The following is a 16,297-nucleotide window of genomic DNA, read 5'->3' as shown; positions in this document are numbered from 1 at the left end:
CCGCAACGAGGTGACCCGGCCCCGGCCGGGTCACCTCGTTGCGGGCATGCGATACTCTGCGGTTCCCCTCGGCTTCACCCCGCGACCATGACCCGTACCGCGCTCGTCACCACCGCCCTGCCCTACGCCAACGGCCCGCTGCACCTGGGCCACCTGGTCGGCTACATCCAGGCCGACATCTGGGTGCGTGCGCGGCGAATGAGCGGCGGCAAGGCCTGGTTCGTCTGCGCCGACGACACCCACGGCACGCCGATCATGCTGGCCGCGGAAAAGGCCGGGGTCACCCCGGAAACCTTCATCGCCAACATCCAGGCCAGCCACGAACGTGACTTCGCCGCCTTCGGCGTGGCCTTCGACCACTACGACTCGACCAATTCGGCGGCCAACAAGGCGCTGACCGAGCAGTTCTACCTGAAGCTGGAAGCGGCCGGTCACATCAGCCGCCGTTCGGTGGCGCAGTTCTACGACCCGGCCAAAGGCATGTTCCTGCCCGACCGCTACGTCAAGGGCATCTGCCCGAACTGCGGCAGCCCCGACCAGTACGGCGACAACTGCGAAGTCTGTGGCGCGACCTATGCGCCGACCGACCTGAAGGAACCGCGTTCGGTGATCTCCGGTGCCACGCCGGAAATGCGCGATTCGGAGCACTTCTTCTTCGAGGTGGGCCACTTCGACGCGTTCCTGCGCGAATGGCTGACCGGCGACGTCGCCCTGCCGGGCGTGAAGGCCAAGCTCGGTGAGTGGCTCAATGCCGAAGGTGGCCTGCGCGCGTGGGACATCTCGCGCGATGCACCGTACTTCGGTTTCCAGATTCCCGGCCAGCCGGGCAAGTACTTCTACGTCTGGCTGGACGCGCCGATCGGCTACCTGTCCAGCTTCCAGACTCTGTGCGGCAGGATCGGCGAGGACTTCGAAGCGCATCTGCGCGCCGGTACCGCCACCGAGCTGCACCACTTCATCGGCAAGGACATCGTCAACTTCCACGGCCTGTTCTGGCCGGCGGTGCTGCACGGTACCGGCCACCGCGCGCCGACCCGCCTGCACGTCAACGGCTACCTGACCGTGGACGGCGCCAAGATGAGCAAGTCGCGCGGCACCTTCGTGATGGCCCGCACCTTCCTCGACGCCGGCCTGGAACCGGAAGCGCTGCGCTACTACTACGCCGCCAAGTCCGGCGGAGGCGTCGACGATCTCGACCTGAACCTGGGTGACTTCATCGCCCGCGTCAACGCCGACCTGGTCGGCAAGTTCGTCAACCTGGCCAGCCGCTGCGCCGGCTTCATCAGCAAGCGCTTCGACGGCCAGCTGGCCGCGCAGCTGCCTGATGCCGCGCAGTACCAGCGCTTCGTCGACGGCCTGGCGCCGATCCGTGAAGCCTACGAGCGCAACGACCCGGCCGCAGCGATCCGCCTGACCATGACCCTGGCCGACGAAGCCAACCGCTACATCGACGACGTCAAGCCGTGGGTCATCGCCAAGCAGGAAGGCGCCGACGCGCAGCTGCAGGCCGTGTGCAGCCAGGGCCTGAACCTGTTCCGCGTGCTGGTCACCGCATTGAAGCCGGTGCTGCCGGCCACCGCCGCGCAGGCCGAGGCCTTCCTGGCCGCGCCGGTCAACGACTGGACCGAACTGGCGCAGCCGCTGCTGGGCCACCGCATCACCGACTACACCCCGCTGTTCACCCGTATCGACCCGAAGAAGATTGACGCCATGATCGACGCCTCCAAGGACACCCTGCAGCCGGCCGCTGCCGCCGCCCCCGCCGCCAAGACCGAAGCGGTCAAGCCGGCCGCCTCGGCCCCGGCCAAGGACGACGCAAAGAGCGCCGACGCCCCGGCCTACATCGGCATCGACGATTTCGCCAAGCTCGACCTGCGCATCGGCAAGGTGCTGGTCTGCGAGTTCGTGGAAGGTTCGGACAAGCTGCTGCGCTTCGAACTGGACGCCGGCGAGCTGGGCAAGCGCCAGATCTTCTCCGGCATCCGCGGCAGCTACGGCGAGCCGGAAACGCTGGTTGGCCGCAGCGTGGTGTTCATCGCCAACCTGGCCCCGCGCAAGATGCGCTTCGGCCTGAGCGAAGGCATGATCCTGTCGGCCGGTTTCGACGGCGGCGCACTGGCGCTGCTGGACGCCGACAGCGGCGCACAGCCGGGCATGCCGGTCCGCTGATGCCTGCAGCGGGCGTGGTTGCGGCCACGCCCGCCGGCAGCACCGGCCACAGGGCAACGCGATGGGAGGCAACGGAATGGAACTGGCGCTGTTCGACTTCGACCACACCGTGACCACCTGCGATACCTACGGCCGTTTCCTGCGCCGCGTGGCCACCGCCGAACAGCTGGCACAGGCGTGGTGGAAGATTGGTCCATGGCTGGCCGCGTATAAGCTGAAACTGATATCGGCCGAGCGCATCCGCGCGCGCGTCACCCGTTTGACCTTCAGCGACCGCCACAGCGATGACATCGCCACGCTGGCCGCCGGCTTCTCGCGTGAGTTCCTGCCCGACGTGGTGCGCCCGGAAATGCTGGAGCAGATCCGCTGGCACAAGGAACAGCAGCACACCGTGGTGATCGTGTCCGGCTCGCTGGACCTGTACCTGCGGCCATGGTGCGAACAGCTGGGCCTGCAGTTGATCTGCAACCGGCTGGAGAGCCAGGACGGCCGCCTCACAGGCCGTTATGCCGGTGGCGACTGTGGCCCGCGCAAGGTTGAGCACATCCGTCGCCAGTTCGACCTGTCGCGCTACGTGCGCATCCATGCCTACGGGGACAGTTCCGAAGACAAGCCGATGCTGGCCCTGGCCCACGAGCGCTGGTTCCGTGGCAAACCCCTGAAATGACCCCAACGCGCAGCCTTCGCCACGCATGAGCCTGATCCCGCCCCTGACCGAACGCCTCGACCGCCTGCTGCCGCAGACCCAATGCGGGCAATGCGGCTACGACGGTTGCCGCCCGTATGCGCAGGCGATGGCTCGCGGCGAGGCAGGCGTGGACCGCTGCCCGCCGGGCGGAGATACCGGTGCGCGCGCACTGGCGCAGGTGCTCGGAGTACCTGCCATTCCCTTCGATCGATCGCGCGGCGAGCACAAGGCGCCGCAGGTGGCGCTGATCGTGGAAGCCGACTGCATCGGCTGCACCAAGTGCATCCAGGCCTGCCCGGTGGACGCCATCGTCGGCGGCGCCAAGTACATGCACACGGTAATCGCCGATCTGTGCACCGGCTGCGAGCTGTGCATCCCGCCATGCCCGGTGGACTGCATCGAGCTGGTGCCGCTGTAACGGGGTCAGATCCGCTTTCCTGAGCGAAAAGGATCTGACCCCATTCAATCGTTACGGTACTGCCGCCGTCACCACGATCTCGACCTTCCAGTCAGCGTGGGCCAGCTTGGCCTCGACCGTGGCACGTGCCGGGGTCGCGCCTTCAACCACCCACTCGTCCCACGCCTTGTTCATGCCGTCGAAGTCGGCCATGTCGGCCAGGAACACTTCGGCGCGCAGCACGTGCTGGCGGTCACTGGCGACCAGCGCCAGCAGCTTGTCGATCTCCGCCAGCACCTGCCGGGTCTGGCCGGTGATGTCCTGGCTGGTGTCTTCCGGAATCTGGCCGGAGAGGTAGGCGACCTTGTTGTATACGGTCATTTCGGACATGCGCGGTCCGACGTCGTAACGCTCCATCATGGGCGTGGCTCCTGCGGTTGATCAGGCCTGCATTGTCCTCCAAACCGGTCGACGGTGGGTGCACGGGTACCCTCCGCGACAGTCACTACCGGGCTCCGACGGTCCCACTGGTCAAATGACGATGACAGGCGCACGATGCGCCACGCCCGCGTTGACACCGCCCTCGCCCCTCCTGCCGCACCCTTGCGCCGATGACCGCCCCCGTCGATTCCACCACTGCCCCTTCCACGCCAACCTGGAAGCGGGTTGCCACCATCGTCATCCCGCTGCTGATCCTCGCCCTGGCCCTGCACGGCCTGGCCAATGAGTTCGACGAGCACGGCTATCGTGCGATCCGCCAGGCGTTCCGGCAGCTCAGCGGCACGCAGATCGCGCTCACCGTGGTACTCGGCCTGGCCAGTTACGCCTGCCTGATCGGCTTCGATGCCATCGGCCTGCGTCGCAGCGGCATCCGCGTGCACCCGGCGCGCGTCGGCATCACCGCGTTCCTTGCGCACACGCTGGGCCAGACCGTGGGCTTTGCCGCGTTGACCGGTGGCGCGGTGCGCCTGCGCGGCTACCGCAGCGCCGGCCTGGACCTGGCGCAGATCGGCCAGGTGGTGCTGATGAGCACGCTCGGTTTCGTATTCGGTGCATGGCTGTTGATCAGCGTGGCCCTATGCATGGAACCCGCCGCGGCAGCGTTGGCATTGCCATTGAATCCCGATGCCGTGCGCATCGTCGGCATCGTTGCCCTGCTCGCCTATCTCGGCACCGTGCTGCTGGTCGGCCGCGATGGACGGCAGTTCAGCGTGTTCGGTCACGCCTTGTGGCTGCCCGATCGCCGCACCATGATCGGTGTCACCGTACTCAGCGTCATCGAGCTGGTGCTGGCCAGTGCCGCGTTCTACGTGCTGCTGCCAGACTCCACGCCAACCGGCCTGCCGGGCTTCGTCGGCCTCTACCTGGTGGCAGTGCTGGCCGGCCTGGTCTCCACCGTGCCCGCGGGCCTGGGTGTGTTCGAGTGGAGCCTGCTGAAGCTGTTGCCGCAGGTGGCACCGGCAGCGGTGCTGGCGGCAGCGCTGATCTACCGTGTCACCTACTACGTGCTGCCGCTGCTGCTGGCCACCCTGCTTGCCCTTGCGCCCGCCCTGCGTCAGCCGCTGCAGGCCAGCGCCGGGGCAACCCGTGCTGGCTGGAACGCGCTGCGCCCATGGCTGCCGCAGATCATCGCACTGGCGGTATTCAGCATCGGCGCCGCGCTGGTCATCGACGGCACGCTGCCGACGCCACGCCGTCACCTGGTGAACGCCTCGCTGCCGATCCTGGAAACCTCGCACCTGATCGGCAGCCTCAGCGGCGTCGCCCTGCTGCTGATCGGCCAGGGCCTGGCCCGACGCAGCCACGCCGCGTGGATGCTGGCAATGGCGGTGTGCGTGATCACCCCGTTGCCGCTGTGGCTGCGCGGTGGCCAACTGTTGATCGCCGTCTCGGCAGTGCTGGTGGCGATGGCGCTGTGGGCCGCACGTCGCGAGTTCTACCGCCAGGGTGCGCTGCTGGACGAAGCCTGGTCGTGGCCGTGGCTGCGCAATCTCGGCCTGGTGCTGGTCGCGGTCACCTGGCTGCTGTTCTTCACCTACAGCCATGTCGAGTACCAGAACGAGCTGTGGTGGCAGTTCGCGGTGTCGGGCAACGCACCGCGCGCGCTGCGTGCATTGCTGGTGGTAGCCATCGCGCTGGTGATGTTCGGCCTGGCGCGGCTGCTGCACAGCACCCGCAGCCCGCTGCCGGCCGCCGACGAAGCCACGCTGCAATCACTGGCGCCGGTATTGGCCGGCGCCACCGATACCCAGGCCTGCCTGGTACTGACCGCCGACAAGGCGGTGCTGCGCGATGATGCGAAACAGGGCTTCGTGATGATGCAGCGCTACGGCGGTTCGCTGATCGCGATGGGCGACCCGGTCGGCCCGCCTGACGTGGCGCGCGCGCTGATCTGGCGCTTCCGCGAGGAAGCCGACCGGCTGGGCCTGCGCCCGGTGTTCTACCAGGTGGGCGAGACCTACTGGCAGACCTACCTCGACCTGGGCCTGGGCCTGGTCAAGCTGGGCGAGGAAGCGATGGTGCCGCTGCATGATTTCGGGCTGGAAGGTCGCGAACGCGCCGATCTGCGCCAGGCCTGGAACCGTGGCAAACGCGGCGGCCTGTCCTTCCGCGTGGCACCGGTGGAGGAAATTCCCAGCCTGCTGCCGCGCCTGCACGCAATTTCCAATGCATGGCTGGAAGACAAGGCCGGCGATGAGAAGGGCTTCTCGCTGGGCAGCTACGACCCCGATTACCTGGTGCGCTTCCCGGTAGCGCTGGTCGAGGCCGAAGGCCAGATCGTGGCGTTCGCCAACCTGTGGCAGGCACCGGCCGGCGCCGAGCTGTCGGTCGACCTGATGCGCCACGTCAACGAAGCACCGAAGGGCACGATGGACTTCCTCTTCATCGAACTGTTCCTGTGGGGCCGCGCGCAGGGTTATGCGCGTTTCTCGCTGGGCATGGCGCCGTTGTCCGGTCTGGCCCAGCATCGGCTGGCCGGTCGCTGGAACCGCCTGGCCGGCCTGCTGGCGCGGCATGGCGAACGCTTCTATGGCTTCAGTGGCCTGCGCCGCTTCAAGTCGAAGTTCGATCCGCAGTGGCGGCCACGCTATCTCGCGGCGCCCGGCGGCATGCATCTGCCGGCCGCGCTGCTGGATGCCACGCGCCTGATCTCGCTGGATCCGCAGCGGAACTGAAGCCGCGATGCGTCGGGCATGGCTCGACGCTACCCACTGCACGGTAGGTGCCGACCTTGGTCGACACGGCGGCGACAGTGGTCGGGCATGGCTTGACGCTACGCCCCGCCCTTGAGGATCACTTCGGCCAAGCGATCGTAGTCCCCCCCGAAATGGTGATCGCCCGGCAGCTTCACCTTCCTCACGCCGTCATTGGCCGACAGGTCCGGGCACAGTGCGTCCTCATCCTTGTCGCCGTACACGCACAACGTTTTTTCCGCCGGCAGCCTGGCCACTTCCGGCGCGATCGGCAGGCCGTCGCCGCCACCGCCCAGCCAGTTGCTGACATGGAATTCGAAGTCGGCCTTCCTGCCCACCGACAGCAGCACGATGCGCTCCAGCGCCTCGCGGGTACCGGCGTCGAGCTGGTTGATCGTGGCCGGCAGCACGTCGGCGCCCTGCGAGAAACCGATCAGCATCACCTTGTCGCGGTGCCACTGCTGGCGGTAGTGGTCGATGATCTTCTGCAGGTCGCCCGCAAAGCCCTTCGGTGTGCGCTCGCTCCAGAAGTAACGCAGCGAATCGATGCCGACCACCGCCACGCCATGCTCGTTGAGTGACGACGCCACGTTCTTGTCCAGGCCAGCCCAGCCACCGTCGCCGGAGACGAAAACCGCCAGCGTATCGCCGTTGCCGGTCGCCGGCATTTCCACCACCGGCAGGCCCTTCAGTGCAGCAGGCGGGGGGGCCAGGCTGACGCCGGCCTGCGCGCCGATCACCCGTGCCGCAGCCACCAGGCCCGGTGACGCATCACCGCGCGCAGTGCGCTTGAACTCGCGCGCCATGGCGACCTGCTGCACGAACTGGTTGGCCCGGCCCACCTTGCAGCCGTGATCACCTGCCGCGCTCAACCACGGAAAATTCAGTTCGGCAGGCTGCAGCCTGTTGTGCTTCACACCATCGCCGCAGACCATGCGCTGGTGGTTGTGGTCCGGGCAGAAGCCGGTGGTGAGTACACCGGCGAACACCTGGGTATCGGCCTGCGCCGCGAGCGAATAGGCCATCTCGGCACCTTCGCCATCACCGCCGACCAGCGGCAGGTGGTAGCCGGGCAGATGCAGCGAGGCCTGCAGCCAGCGTGAGAAATTCTCGACGTCACCGGAACCGAACGAACAGGTCGGGTCCCCCTCGCGCTTGAGCACACCGCGCAGGTGCGCAATGTCCACTGCCGCGACCAGCGCGCCATCGGCACGCAGGGCCTCGATCGGCAGGCGGCTGGTGTCACCGCCGGCCGTGGGTTCGTGGAACCAGATCACCACCCGTTGCGGCGTGCCGGCCGGCATGTGCACCGGAATCTGCTCGAACCGCCCATGGCTGAACTGCTGCGGGGTCACGGCTGCCGTCGCCGGCAGCGCGGCCAGCGCCAGTACCACACCCATTGCCCTGCCCAGCCCTGCACGCTTCATATCGCATCCCCGATGGAATGCGCACACGATACGCCGCCGCCGCGTGCACGGCACGTACCGGCGCAGGCCGTTGGGGATTCAGTGGGCCGCGGGCTGGCGGCTGCGACGGTACAGGGCCATCGCCAGATACAGCAGCCAGCCAACGATCACCGCGATCACCACTTTCTGTCCCAGCCCACGCGGTGGTCCACCACGCCACAGCACATGCAGCCACAGCAGCACGAAGGCCAGCCATGCCCAGCCCCAGAGCAGGCCCGCGGCGGACTGCCAACCCGGTTCGCGGCGCAGGTACCAGGCCTGCAACAGCATGCCGACGCTGGCACACAGGAACGCCGTGTTGGCTGCCAGTCCATGGATGAACGGTGCCAGCAGCGGCGTCGCTTCAGGCAGCCAGCTGTCGCCGATCGCCACCGTCGCCAGGCCCAGCGCGGAAACCGTGAACAGCAAGGGGGCGGCCGCACTGCGCCGCGGGCCGATGCTGCCGCGATACAGCGCAATGCCAAGTGCGGCAATGGCCAGCGCCAGCAGGCAGTAGGCAGCACGCAACGCCAGCCCCCACGGCCCGTGCAGGTACAGGCTCAAGGTCGCCCGCACCCAGTCCAGATCACTGCGCGCGACCTGGGTCCACAGCGCGGTGGCCACGAACAGCAGCAGCGCCACCAGTGCCAGCACCGCCGCCGGGCGCGCACGGCTCATGGTGCGGCCTCGGGATGCCGCGTCTTCCACTCGGCCAGTGCCTTGCGGTAGCGCTGCAGCTCATCGGAATACAGGTCCAGCACGCATAGCGGGCAGCCACTGCCGCAGCACTCGTTGGGACCGGGCTCTTCCGGTGGCAGCGGGCGGGGATCGGGATCAGGAACGGACACGGTCGGAAACAACAATCATTGGAAACAGGACACCAGTGTACCGGGCCGGCTCAACCACCCAGTTGGCGACGCAGGTTGTCACGGGCGGCCGCGTCCAGGCGCTGGTGGAAGAACTCACTGAGGAAGATCCGCGGTGCGCGCAGCAGGCCCTGCAGGAATCGGCGACGGCCGGCACGGTACAGGAAGCCGGGCACCACGCCCTTGTATTCTTCGGCCACGCCACGGTCATAGGCGGCGAACACCGGCTCCGGTGCAGCCAGGATCGCCATGTCGCAGTCCAGGAACAGCGCCGCCTCGGCATCCACATCCTCCGGACCCAGCGCGCCATGGCGGGCGGTCAGCAGGATCAACTGCTCCACGCGAGCAGCGTCGACACCGGCAAGCGCCGGCGCCTGTGCGATCGCCTGCAGGGCCAGCTGCGCCGAACGCGCCTCGTTGTCCTTGCGACCCGCCTGGTAGATCGCGTCGTGATAGAGCACGGCCAGGTAGATCTCGGCCGGCTGCTTCCAGCCGGGGCCGTCGGCCACCTCCTGGCAGTGCTGCAGCACCGCGCGCACATGGCCGAAGTGGTGGTAGGCGCGTGGCGGCGTGGCATAGCTGTCCTGCAGCGCCTGCCACTGCGCCGGGGCAAGCGTCAGCGGTGAGAAGTCCATGCCCGGATCATCCCGCCTGTGCCGGCGCCGGGCAAGCTGGCGGTTTTTTCACCACACACTCACAACGCTTGCCAGGCGAGGCCCGGAGCCAGTTGTCCACAGCTTTGTCGCGCGCTGGTCCACATCGGTTGTGGATGAACGCGGCGCCGACCAACGGTCGCTGCAGCTGGGCATCCATGGGAATACACTCGCCCCAGGCGGGAGCGCCCGCCGCTGCCGGGAACCGTCATGTACCGTTCTGCCGCCCATTGCCTCACCCTTTCGCTGCTGGCCTTCTGTGCTCCTGCCTTCGGCGCAGGCCAGGCACTGCCCGCCGACGTGGTGACGACCCCGACCATCACCGTGTCGGCCGCACGCGTGCCGACCCCGGAAGAAGTGTTCGCCATTCCCGCGGACCTGCGTGCGATGCTCCAGAAGCAGGTGATCCAGCGCAGCTACTCCCGCGACCAGCGCCTGCAGGCGCTCGTGGAGATGATCTTCGACCAGCACGGGCTGGACCTGCAGTACGACGCCAATGCGACCTACACCGTCAGCGATATCTGGCAGCACCGCCGCGCCAACTGTCTGGCCTTCACCCTGCTGTTCGTGACGCTTGCGCGGGAGGCGGGCATCCAGGCCCGCGTGCAGGAAGTCGGGCAGGCGGTGTCCTGGTACCAGGACCAGGACGCGGGCGTGGTCTACAGCGTCGGCCACGTCAATGCCGGCGTCGATGTCGGCGGGCGTTTCGGTACCGTCGACCTGGATCGCAATGTGCTCTATGACCGCCGCGGGCCGGTTCCCGTGAGCCGTGCGCGGGCATTGGCGCATTTCTACAACAACCGGGGTGCGGAGCGCCTCGCCGACGGTGACTTCGGCGGCGCCCGTGCATTCTTCGACGCATCCGTGGCTCAGGACAGCAGGTTCGCTCCAGTGTGGAACAACCTCGGCGTGCTCGACCACCGCGAAGGCAACAACGAGGCGGCGCGGCAGGCGCTGGACCGGTCGCTGCAGCTGGACGGCCGCCAGGATGCCGCACTGACCAATGCCTCCGCGCTGTTCCGCAGCCTGGGCTTGACCGCGCAGGCGCAGTCACTTGAGCGCCGGTTGAAATCGGTGCAGCGCGAAGACCCGTTCGCGCAGTACATGTTCGGCGCCAAGGCCGAACGGGCCGGCCAGCTGGACCAGGCGATCCGCTATTACCGGCAGGCCGTGCGCCTGTATGACACCGCGCATCAGTTCCACTTCGGGCTGGCGCGGGTCTATTTCCTGGCTGGCCAGCTCAAGCGCGCCGATCGCGAACTGCTGCGTGCACAGGAACTGGGGGGCGCGCCGGAGCAGGCGCGCTACCAGGCCAAGCTGGACAGCCTGGCCCGCTGGCGCGCGCAGCAGCAGGCCAGGCGCTGAAGGTGATCAGGCCTTCTTGAGGAAGCAGGTCTTCAGGACCAGGCCCTTGATCTTGTCCGAGTTGCCTTCGATGTGCTCGGCATCATCCTCGACCAGGCGGATGTTGCGGATCACGGTGCCCTGCTTGAGCGGGATCGAAGACCCCTTCACCTTCAGGTCCTTGATCACGGTGACGGTGTCGCCGGCCTGCAGGGTATTGCCGTTGCTGTCACGCACGACCAGGGTGGACCCGGCGCTTTCCTCGGCGGTCCATTCGAAACCGCAGTCGGCGCAGATCCACAGCGCACCATCGGCGTAGGTGTTTTCCAGGGTGCACTGCGGGCAGGCGGGGGCAGAAGACATCAGCAAATACCTCAAAGTGAATCAACAGCCGCCATTGTAACCGGCTGGCTTCCCCGGCCCTTTTCCGGGCAGGCTCCGGGCTGCCCACTGGACCCGGACCAGAACAGCACGCCCGCTGGAACTTGCAGTCGGCGGCGAACTGCAGCAGAGTGCGCGGCCCCTGATCGCCCCCGGAACTCCCATGCGCCTCGGCATCGACTTCGGTACCAGCAACTCCGCCGCCGCCATCGTGCATGAGGGAAAACTGCTGCCGATCCGCTTCGGCGATGCCGAGCAGTTCCGCACCAGCGTGTATTTCCCCGGCGTGGTGCCCGATCCGGACGACTTCCAGCTCGATGACGGCCAGGAACACCAGCTGCAGCAGATGATCGACAGCGCCGCGCGCGCAGCCCGTGCCGCCGGCCAGGAACGCACGCCACAGGCACTGCGCCGCGAAGCCCTGCGCGCACTGCGCCGGGAATGGATGGAAGCCCGCGCCGGCAAGGAACGCAGCGCCAGCGACCTGCTGCAGAACGCGGTCTACGGCGATGACGCGCTGGAAGCCTATTTCGAGGAACACGAAGGCAACCTGGTGCAGAGCCCGAAGTCGATGCTGGGCTACAACCTGCACCCGCGCGCGAAGCAGACCATCACCGGCATCGCCGCACACATCCTCGAGCACATCCGCCTGACTGCCAGCGCCCAGCTCGGCCAGCCGCTGCGTGCCGCCCTGCTCGGTCGCCCGGTGCAGTTCCGCAGCTCGATCGGTGCGGCCGGCAACGACCAGGCGCTGGACATCCTGCGCGAGGCCGCCACCCAGGCCGGCTTCGACCAGATCGATTTCCTCGAGGAACCGGCCGCGGCGGCCATGCATTACCACGCCGAAAGCCGCGAGCGGCACCAGGCGGTGATCGTCGACATCGGTGGCGGTACCACCGACATCGCGCATGCCGAAGTCGGCGGCGACGATGCCCCGCGCATCCACCGCGCCTGGGGTATCGCCCGCGGCGGTACCGACATCGACCTGGCGCTGAGCCTGTCCAGCTACATGCCGCTGTTCGGCCGCGGCATCACCCGCGTGCCCGCCCACCACTACGTGGAAGCGGCCACCGTGCAGGACATGACCCGCCAGCGCGAGTTCCGCCTGCACAAGTACGACCATGTGGACGCACCGTGGGGCGACCGCCTGCAGGCGCTGCAGGACACCGGCAACACCGCGCGGCTGTACCGCGACGTCGAACGCGCCAAGATCGCCCTCAGCGCCGCCAGCGAGCACCGCAGCACGCTGGACTACATCGCCCGCGACCTGCATGCCGACAGCAGCGCCGATGGCCTGGCCGCCGCCGCCCATGGCTACCTGGAGCAGATCCGGGAACTGCTGGCCCAGGTCCGCAGCGACATCGGGGGCGACCCGGATGCGGTGTTCCTCACCGGCGGCATGTCCCGCGCCGGTTACCTGCGCCAGGCCGTGGCCGAGGCCTTCCCGGGCGCCCGCATGGTCCACGGCGAGCCCTCGCTGGGCGTGGTCCAGGGCCTGGCCTTGGCGGCAGCCAGCCAGGATTAACAAAACGTTACGCGGTCTAAGTTACTCTTGGTCGGCTAGAACTCCGCTGCACCTTCCACCGGCCACGCCGGTGTGTGTCCACGGTGCAGCCTGGCCCGCCCTGCGGGCCTAGCGGCCATGCCTTCCTGGCTCGTTCATGGTCCGCGCAGCACCTGAGCCGCCATCGAGACCCGCTTTGGGCACCCGCCAGGCCCCTGTGGCCTTACAACCTGACGCAGCACCTGCACCCATCGACTGCCGCCGTTGTGACGCGGTCTGTTGCCGGCTGCCCGTGCTGCTGCAGCCCGGCGACCACGTGCCTGGCCAGTTCCTGTCACGCGACACCCACGGCCGTGCCGTGATGGCGCGCAACGAGGAAGGCTGGTGTGCGGCGATCGATCCCTATCACCTGCGCTGCACGATCTATTCGCAGCGCCCGGCGATCTGCCGCCAGTTTTCGATGGGCGGCGATGACTGCCGCCGCGAGCGGCAGGACTACCTGCGCCAGGCCGACGCCTGGGCGCTTTCCTCCCCTTCCACCTGACAGGAGCAACCATGCCCCGCAAGGCAAAGACCCCCGCGAAGGCCAGCAACAGCATCCGCAGCGAACGCAAGGGCGCGGCCGCCAGCACCGTGGTCAGCAGCGATTCGATCGCTTCGGACCTGGCAGCGTTCCGCAAGGCCGGTGGCAAGATCGAAGTTCTCGGCACCACCTGGGCACTGAAGAAGGCCAGCTGACCCAACACTGACCGCGGCGGCGCTGCCGCCGCGGCCTGCCGGATCGCGCTCAGCGGTCCAGGCGTACCCGCACACTGCCCGAATGCGACTGGATGCGGATGTCACCGTCGCCGCCGCCCAGCCGGGTATCGAGGTGGCTGCCCGGCCCATAGCGCGGCCGCTCCACCTGCCCGGCATCGCTGTTGATCGACCCGCTGAAGCTGTTCACCGACAGCTGTGCCGACACCGTGCGCGGCAGGCTCAGCGTGACCGAGGCACTGACCGATTCGACATTGATGCGGCCACCGGGTGCCAATCCGGCTGCTGCCAGATCGATGCTGCCCGAGACGGTCTCCACCGCCAGCCGCTGCACGCGCCCGGCGTCCACCTCGACCCGGCCAGACACCGTCTGCGCACCGATATCACCGGATACCCCGCCGCCGGCCTCGATCCGGCCACTGACCGTATTCACGTCCAGCTTCGGCGTCTGCAGGCGTGCACTGACGCTGCCACTGACCGTGTTGAGCTTGCTGTCGCCACTGCGGCCAGCTGCGCTCAGGCTGCCGCTGACCGTGTCGGCCTGCAGCCGTCGCACATCGATGCCACTGATGTCCTGGCTGGCGCTGACCGTGCTCAGCAGCAGCTCCACCGAGCGCGGCACGTTCAGCACCAGCGTCGCGCCACCATTGTTGCTGCGGCGCGGATATTCGATCTCCCAGCGCACCCGGTTGGCGCTTTTCTCCTGGCGCAACTGCAGGCCGTCGCTGAGCGTGCCGGTGAGCTGCACGTCATTGCGGTCCCAGCCACGCACGGTCACCTTGCCGGCCACGTTGCTCAGCTCGATGCGACCGCCCGCGGCCAGGGTGTGGCGCTCGTCGATGCGGGTGTCGGCCAGTGCTACGGCAGGGGCCAGCAGCAGCGCGACACAGCAGGAAATCAGGGTTCGGGTCATGGGGGTCTCCTCAGGTCGTCAAGCCGGACTCGGCGGCATAGGCCGCCTGCCGGGTCAGTTCCAGCCGCAGCGCATAGGTGCGCTTGAGCTGGCCAAGCAGGTGCGGCGCACGCGGGTCCTGCGCCAGGGCGGCACGGATCTGCGCCGCGCTTTCATCCAGTTCGTGCAGGGCCGGCTGCCATTCCGGCGCCCGTCCATCGGGCAGCGAAGCAACGGCCTGCTGGTACTGCTCGGTCATCGCCGCCGCCTGCAGCTGCAGTGCTGAAGGTACCGGCACCTCTGGCTGCGCATGGCGCCACGGCGCCACGGCGTAGACCGCCAGGCTGGCCGCCAACACCGCACCCACCGGCAACCACCAACGCCGACGCGAACGGTTCGGCAGGGCCACCACGTTGTCGCCCGGCGCAGGCGCCGCCTGCGGCTCACGCGGCGGCAGCTGGGCCGAAAGGCGTGCCCAGCCATCGGTGGGTACGTCGCGCTCGCTTGGCAGCGCGCGCAGCCGTGCCAGTAGATCGTGGTCGGAATCGTGGTCGGGTGTATTCATGTCATGTCTCCCAGCCGTGCGCGCAACAGGCCGCGCGCACGATGCAACTGTGCCTTGGAACTGCCGACGGCCATCTGCAGCTGTTCGGCGATTTCCTGGTGTTTCCAGCCTTCGATGTCGTGCAGTACCAGTACCGCACGTGCCCGTGGCGGCAGTGTCGACAGCGCCCGTTCGAGGTCGCGTTCGGTGCCGGCACAGCGGTCGTGTACCGCCAGTTCCTGCAACCCTCCGTCCACTTCGTCGAGGCTGTCATGGTCCTGCCCGGCAGCACGCCCGCGCAGTTCCATCAGCGCGGCGTTGACGCCCAGCCGGTGCAGCCAGGTCGACAGGCTGCTCTCGAAACGGAAGCCCGGCAGCGCCTTCCATGCCTGCAGGAACGCTTCCTGCAGCGCGTCCTCGGCGCGTGCCTGCTGGCCGCCACACAGCCGCCACAGCACAGCGAATACCCGGGGCGCGTGGCGCCGGTACAGCAGTTCATAGGCCGCGGTGTCGCCGGCGGCGGCCGCCCGCACCAGGGCGGGTTCGTCGACGGCGTCGTTGGCGGCAGGCAGCGCGGGCATGGTGGTGTCGAGCATATCGCTTGGATGCGGCAACCCGGAAAAAGGTTTAGAGCTCATCCACGATCAATGCCATGCAACCTTTTTGATGGCTGCTGCATCCATGGAAGGTCCTTCGCAAAATTGCCGTCCAGGAGTCCTGCCATGTCCAGCCCATCCTGCGCCGCCCTGTTGGTGATCACCGCCTGCATCCTGCTGCAGGCGCTGGGCCTGTCACTGCAACTGCGCCCCGACAACGGCCGCGCCTGCCTGCAGCAGCACCGCCAGGAGCTGGTCTGCCTGGCCTGGACCCCGGCGGTCGAATCCCCCGCACGCGCCGGGTAACATCGGGGGCCGTTTCCCCCTCCGTAGTCGCCCCATGATGTTGTCGCTGAAGGATCACCTGCCCGCCTGGACCCACCCGTGGCTGAACTACGCCGGCGTCGCCGTGCAGATCGTACTGGTGCTGCTGGTTGCGTGGCTCCTGCGCGTGCTCGCCCGTCGCCTGATCCGCCGCTTCGCCGAGCACTACACGCTGCCGCCCGAAATGGTGATGGGTGCACGCCGGATCACCAGTTTCGTGGTCTATTTCAGTGCCCTGCTTTACATCCTCAGCCTGCTCGGCGCGAAGCCGTCGGTGCTGTGGACCGCGTTTACCGGCTTCGCCGCCGTGGGCGCGGTGGCCTTCTTCGCGGCGTGGAGCGTGCTGTCCAACATCTTCTGCACGCTGTTGATCTTCACCACCCGCCCGTTCCGCCTGCACGACTACATCGAGGTGCTGGAGAACGGCGAGAAGCCGGGCCTGAAGGGCCGGGTGATCGACGTGAACCTGATCTACACCACGCTGCAGGAGACCGGCGACGGCCACGAAGGCACGGTGCTGCAGCTGCCGAACAACCTTTACCTC

19 protein-coding genes are annotated in these 16,297 nt (G+C 67.9%); 10 read left to right on the top strand and 9 right to left on the bottom strand.

All coding sequences use genetic code 11. From position 1 onward, the window contains the following. The first annotated feature begins 87 nt into the window (after positions 1 to 87). The 3 genes from metG to rnfB all read left to right on the top strand — a co-directional run bounded on the left by metG (position 88) and on the right by rnfB (position 3,275). The gene (gene metG / locus ARC63_RS19730) at positions 88 to 2,169 is read left to right on the top strand and encodes a methionine--tRNA ligase (RefSeq protein ID WP_049411854.1); all 2,082 of its coding nucleotides are present in this window, start codon (positions 88 to 90) and stop codon (positions 2,167 to 2,169) included. A 76-nt stretch (positions 2,170 to 2,245) separates the two neighbouring features. Then, a complete protein-coding gene (locus ARC63_RS19725) occupies positions 2,246 to 2,836 on the top strand; it encodes an HAD family hydrolase (protein WP_010482899.1) in 591 nt (196 codons plus the stop codon). A gap of 25 nt (positions 2,837 to 2,861) precedes the next feature. After that, positions 2,862 to 3,275 carry an Rnf electron transport complex subunit RnfB gene (gene rnfB / locus ARC63_RS19720; protein WP_010482896.1) on the top strand — a complete coding sequence of 138 codons (414 nt, stop codon included), beginning with the start codon at positions 2,862 to 2,864 and terminating at the stop codon, positions 3,273 to 3,275. A gap of 51 nt (positions 3,276 to 3,326) precedes the next feature. On the opposite strand, the gene ARC63_RS19715 is transcribed toward rnfB, so the two are convergent. After that, positions 3,327 to 3,674, bottom strand: coding sequence for a RidA family protein (locus ARC63_RS19715; RefSeq protein WP_005410556.1), 348 nt, complete (start codon positions 3,672 to 3,674; stop codon positions 3,327 to 3,329). 191 nt (positions 3,675 to 3,865) lie between these two features. Between ARC63_RS19715 and mprF the strand changes: the two genes are divergently transcribed. Next, positions 3,866 to 6,430: a bifunctional lysylphosphatidylglycerol flippase/synthetase MprF gene (gene mprF / locus ARC63_RS19710; protein ID WP_057504195.1), complete on the top strand. Its 2,565-nt coding sequence runs from the start codon at positions 3,866 to 3,868 to the stop codon at positions 6,428 to 6,430. A gap of 98 nt (positions 6,431 to 6,528) precedes the next feature. Here the strand turns inward: mprF and ARC63_RS19705 are convergent, their stop codons facing one another. The 4 genes from ARC63_RS19705 to ARC63_RS19690 all read right to left on the bottom strand — a co-directional run bounded on the left by ARC63_RS19705 (position 6,529) and on the right by ARC63_RS19690 (position 9,394). Beyond that, entirely contained in the window at positions 6,529 to 7,875 is a 1,347-nt protein-coding gene (locus ARC63_RS19705; protein WP_057504194.1) for a virulence factor family protein, read from the bottom strand. 78 nt (positions 7,876 to 7,953) lie between these two features. Continuing rightward, the gene (locus ARC63_RS19700; protein ID WP_057504193.1) at positions 7,954 to 8,571 is read right to left on the bottom strand and encodes a DUF998 domain-containing protein; all 618 of its coding nucleotides are present in this window, start codon (positions 8,569 to 8,571) and stop codon (positions 7,954 to 7,956) included. After that, the gene (locus ARC63_RS19695) at positions 8,568 to 8,741 is read right to left on the bottom strand and encodes an oxidoreductase-like domain-containing protein (RefSeq protein ID WP_049398321.1); all 174 of its coding nucleotides are present in this window, start codon (positions 8,739 to 8,741) and stop codon (positions 8,568 to 8,570) included. Before ARC63_RS19695 ends, ARC63_RS19700 begins: the two co-directional genes overlap by 4 nt. 50 nt (positions 8,742 to 8,791) lie before the next feature. Continuing rightward, positions 8,792 to 9,394: an HD domain-containing protein gene (locus tag ARC63_RS19690; RefSeq protein WP_019337000.1), complete on the bottom strand. Its 603-nt coding sequence runs from the start codon at positions 9,392 to 9,394 to the stop codon at positions 8,792 to 8,794. 228 nt (positions 9,395 to 9,622) lie between these two features. On the opposite strand from ARC63_RS19690, the gene ARC63_RS19685 reads away from it, so the two are divergent. Further along, the gene (locus ARC63_RS19685) at positions 9,623 to 10,777 is read left to right on the top strand and encodes a transglutaminase domain-containing protein (protein ID WP_057504192.1); all 1,155 of its coding nucleotides are present in this window, start codon (positions 9,623 to 9,625) and stop codon (positions 10,775 to 10,777) included. Between the two features lie 6 nt (positions 10,778 to 10,783). On the opposite strand, the gene ARC63_RS19680 is transcribed toward ARC63_RS19685, so the two are convergent. Continuing rightward, complete coding sequence (locus tag ARC63_RS19680; RefSeq protein WP_010482882.1) at positions 10,784 to 11,119, bottom strand: zinc ribbon domain-containing protein YjdM; 336 nt, start codon at positions 11,117 to 11,119, stop codon at positions 10,784 to 10,786. 181 nt (positions 11,120 to 11,300) lie between these two features. Between ARC63_RS19680 and ARC63_RS19675 the strand changes: the two genes are divergently transcribed. From ARC63_RS19675 to ARC63_RS19665, 3 genes are all read left to right on the top strand, one after another. Next, entirely contained in the window at positions 11,301 to 12,662 is a 1,362-nt protein-coding gene (locus ARC63_RS19675; protein ID WP_057504191.1) for an Hsp70 family protein, read from the top strand. 229 nt (positions 12,663 to 12,891) lie between these two features. Beyond that, complete coding sequence (locus ARC63_RS19670) at positions 12,892 to 13,185, top strand: YkgJ family cysteine cluster protein (RefSeq protein WP_053462562.1); 294 nt, start codon at positions 12,892 to 12,894, stop codon at positions 13,183 to 13,185. A gap of 11 nt (positions 13,186 to 13,196) precedes the next feature. Continuing rightward, entirely contained in the window at positions 13,197 to 13,379 is a 183-nt protein-coding gene (locus ARC63_RS19665) for a hypothetical protein (RefSeq protein WP_005410566.1), read from the top strand. Positions 13,380 to 13,428: 49 nt separating this feature from the next. Here ARC63_RS19665 and ARC63_RS19660 read toward each other — a convergent pair whose 3' ends face one another. Genes ARC63_RS19660 through ARC63_RS19650 form a run of 3 tightly spaced genes read right to left on the bottom strand, consistent with a single transcriptional unit; the run spans position 13,429 to position 15,429 of the window. Then, positions 13,429 to 14,310, bottom strand: coding sequence for a DUF4097 family beta strand repeat-containing protein (locus ARC63_RS19660; protein ID WP_005414223.1), 882 nt, complete (start codon positions 14,308 to 14,310; stop codon positions 13,429 to 13,431). A gap of 10 nt (positions 14,311 to 14,320) precedes the next feature. Next, complete coding sequence (locus tag ARC63_RS19655; RefSeq protein ID WP_057504190.1) at positions 14,321 to 14,854, bottom strand: hypothetical protein; 534 nt, start codon at positions 14,852 to 14,854, stop codon at positions 14,321 to 14,323. Beyond that, a complete protein-coding gene (locus ARC63_RS19650; RefSeq protein WP_019337006.1) occupies positions 14,851 to 15,429 on the bottom strand; it encodes an RNA polymerase sigma factor in 579 nt (192 codons plus the stop codon). Before ARC63_RS19650 ends, ARC63_RS19655 begins: the two co-directional genes overlap by 4 nt. 126 nt (positions 15,430 to 15,555) lie before the next feature. On the opposite strand from ARC63_RS19650, the gene ARC63_RS19645 reads away from it, so the two are divergent. Together ARC63_RS19645 and ARC63_RS19640 are read left to right on the top strand one after the other, a co-directional pair. Next, on the top strand, positions 15,556 to 15,735 hold the full coding sequence (locus ARC63_RS19645; RefSeq protein WP_057504189.1) for a hypothetical protein: 180 nt from the start codon (positions 15,556 to 15,558) through the stop codon (positions 15,733 to 15,735). Positions 15,736 to 15,769: 34 nt separating this feature from the next. Continuing rightward, positions 15,770 to 16,297 (top strand): mechanosensitive ion channel family protein (locus ARC63_RS19640; protein WP_064968355.1); only part of this gene is annotated, 528 nt, incomplete at its 3' end.

This window comes from Stenotrophomonas geniculata ATCC 19374 = JCM 13324, from assembly GCF_001431625.1.
Taxonomy (GTDB): Bacteria; Pseudomonadota; Gammaproteobacteria; order Xanthomonadales; family Xanthomonadaceae; genus Stenotrophomonas; species Stenotrophomonas geniculata.
The sequence above is the reverse complement of the archived record's forward strand: the minus strand, read 5'-3'. Positions and strand labels throughout refer to the sequence as shown.

What these genes read in the sequence shown, in the direction of transcription:
- metG (WP_049411854.1), top strand. Translation starts at nt 88, where the DNA reads ATGACCCGTACCGCGCTCGTCACCACCGCCCTGCCCTACGCCAACGGC.
- ARC63_RS19715 (WP_005410556.1), bottom strand. Translation starts at nt 3,674, where the DNA reads ATGATGGAGCGTTACGACGTCGGACCGCGCATGTCCGAAATGACCGTA.
- ARC63_RS19660 (WP_005414223.1), bottom strand. Translation starts at nt 14,310, where the DNA reads ATGACCCGAACCCTGATTTCCTGCTGTGTCGCGCTGCTGCTGGCCCCT.
- ARC63_RS19645 (WP_057504189.1), top strand. Translation starts at nt 15,556, where the DNA reads ATGTCCAGCCCATCCTGCGCCGCCCTGTTGGTGATCACCGCCTGCATC.
- ARC63_RS19700 (WP_057504193.1), bottom strand. Translation starts at nt 8,571, where the DNA reads ATGAGCCGTGCGCGCCCGGCGGCGGTGCTGGCACTGGTGGCGCTGCTG.
- ARC63_RS19675 (WP_057504191.1), top strand. Translation starts at nt 11,301, where the DNA reads ATGCGCCTCGGCATCGACTTCGGTACCAGCAACTCCGCCGCCGCCATC.
- mprF (WP_057504195.1), top strand. Translation starts at nt 3,866, where the DNA reads ATGACCGCCCCCGTCGATTCCACCACTGCCCCTTCCACGCCAACCTGG.
- ARC63_RS19680 (WP_010482882.1), bottom strand. Translation starts at nt 11,119, where the DNA reads ATGTCTTCTGCCCCCGCCTGCCCGCAGTGCACCCTGGAAAACACCTAC.
- ARC63_RS19725 (WP_010482899.1), top strand. Translation starts at nt 2,246, where the DNA reads ATGGAACTGGCGCTGTTCGACTTCGACCACACCGTGACCACCTGCGAT.
- ARC63_RS19685 (WP_057504192.1), top strand. Translation starts at nt 9,623, where the DNA reads ATGTACCGTTCTGCCGCCCATTGCCTCACCCTTTCGCTGCTGGCCTTC.
- ARC63_RS19705 (WP_057504194.1), bottom strand. Translation starts at nt 7,875, where the DNA reads ATGAAGCGTGCAGGGCTGGGCAGGGCAATGGGTGTGGTACTGGCGCTG.
- ARC63_RS19690 (WP_019337000.1), bottom strand. Translation starts at nt 9,394, where the DNA reads ATGGACTTCTCACCGCTGACGCTTGCCCCGGCGCAGTGGCAGGCGCTG.
- ARC63_RS19655 (WP_057504190.1), bottom strand. Translation starts at nt 14,854, where the DNA reads ATGAATACACCCGACCACGATTCCGACCACGATCTACTGGCACGGCTG.
- ARC63_RS19665 (WP_005410566.1), top strand. Translation starts at nt 13,197, where the DNA reads ATGCCCCGCAAGGCAAAGACCCCCGCGAAGGCCAGCAACAGCATCCGC.
- ARC63_RS19650 (WP_019337006.1), bottom strand. Translation starts at nt 15,429, where the DNA reads ATGCTCGACACCACCATGCCCGCGCTGCCTGCCGCCAACGACGCCGTC.
- rnfB (WP_010482896.1), top strand. Translation starts at nt 2,862, where the DNA reads ATGAGCCTGATCCCGCCCCTGACCGAACGCCTCGACCGCCTGCTGCCG.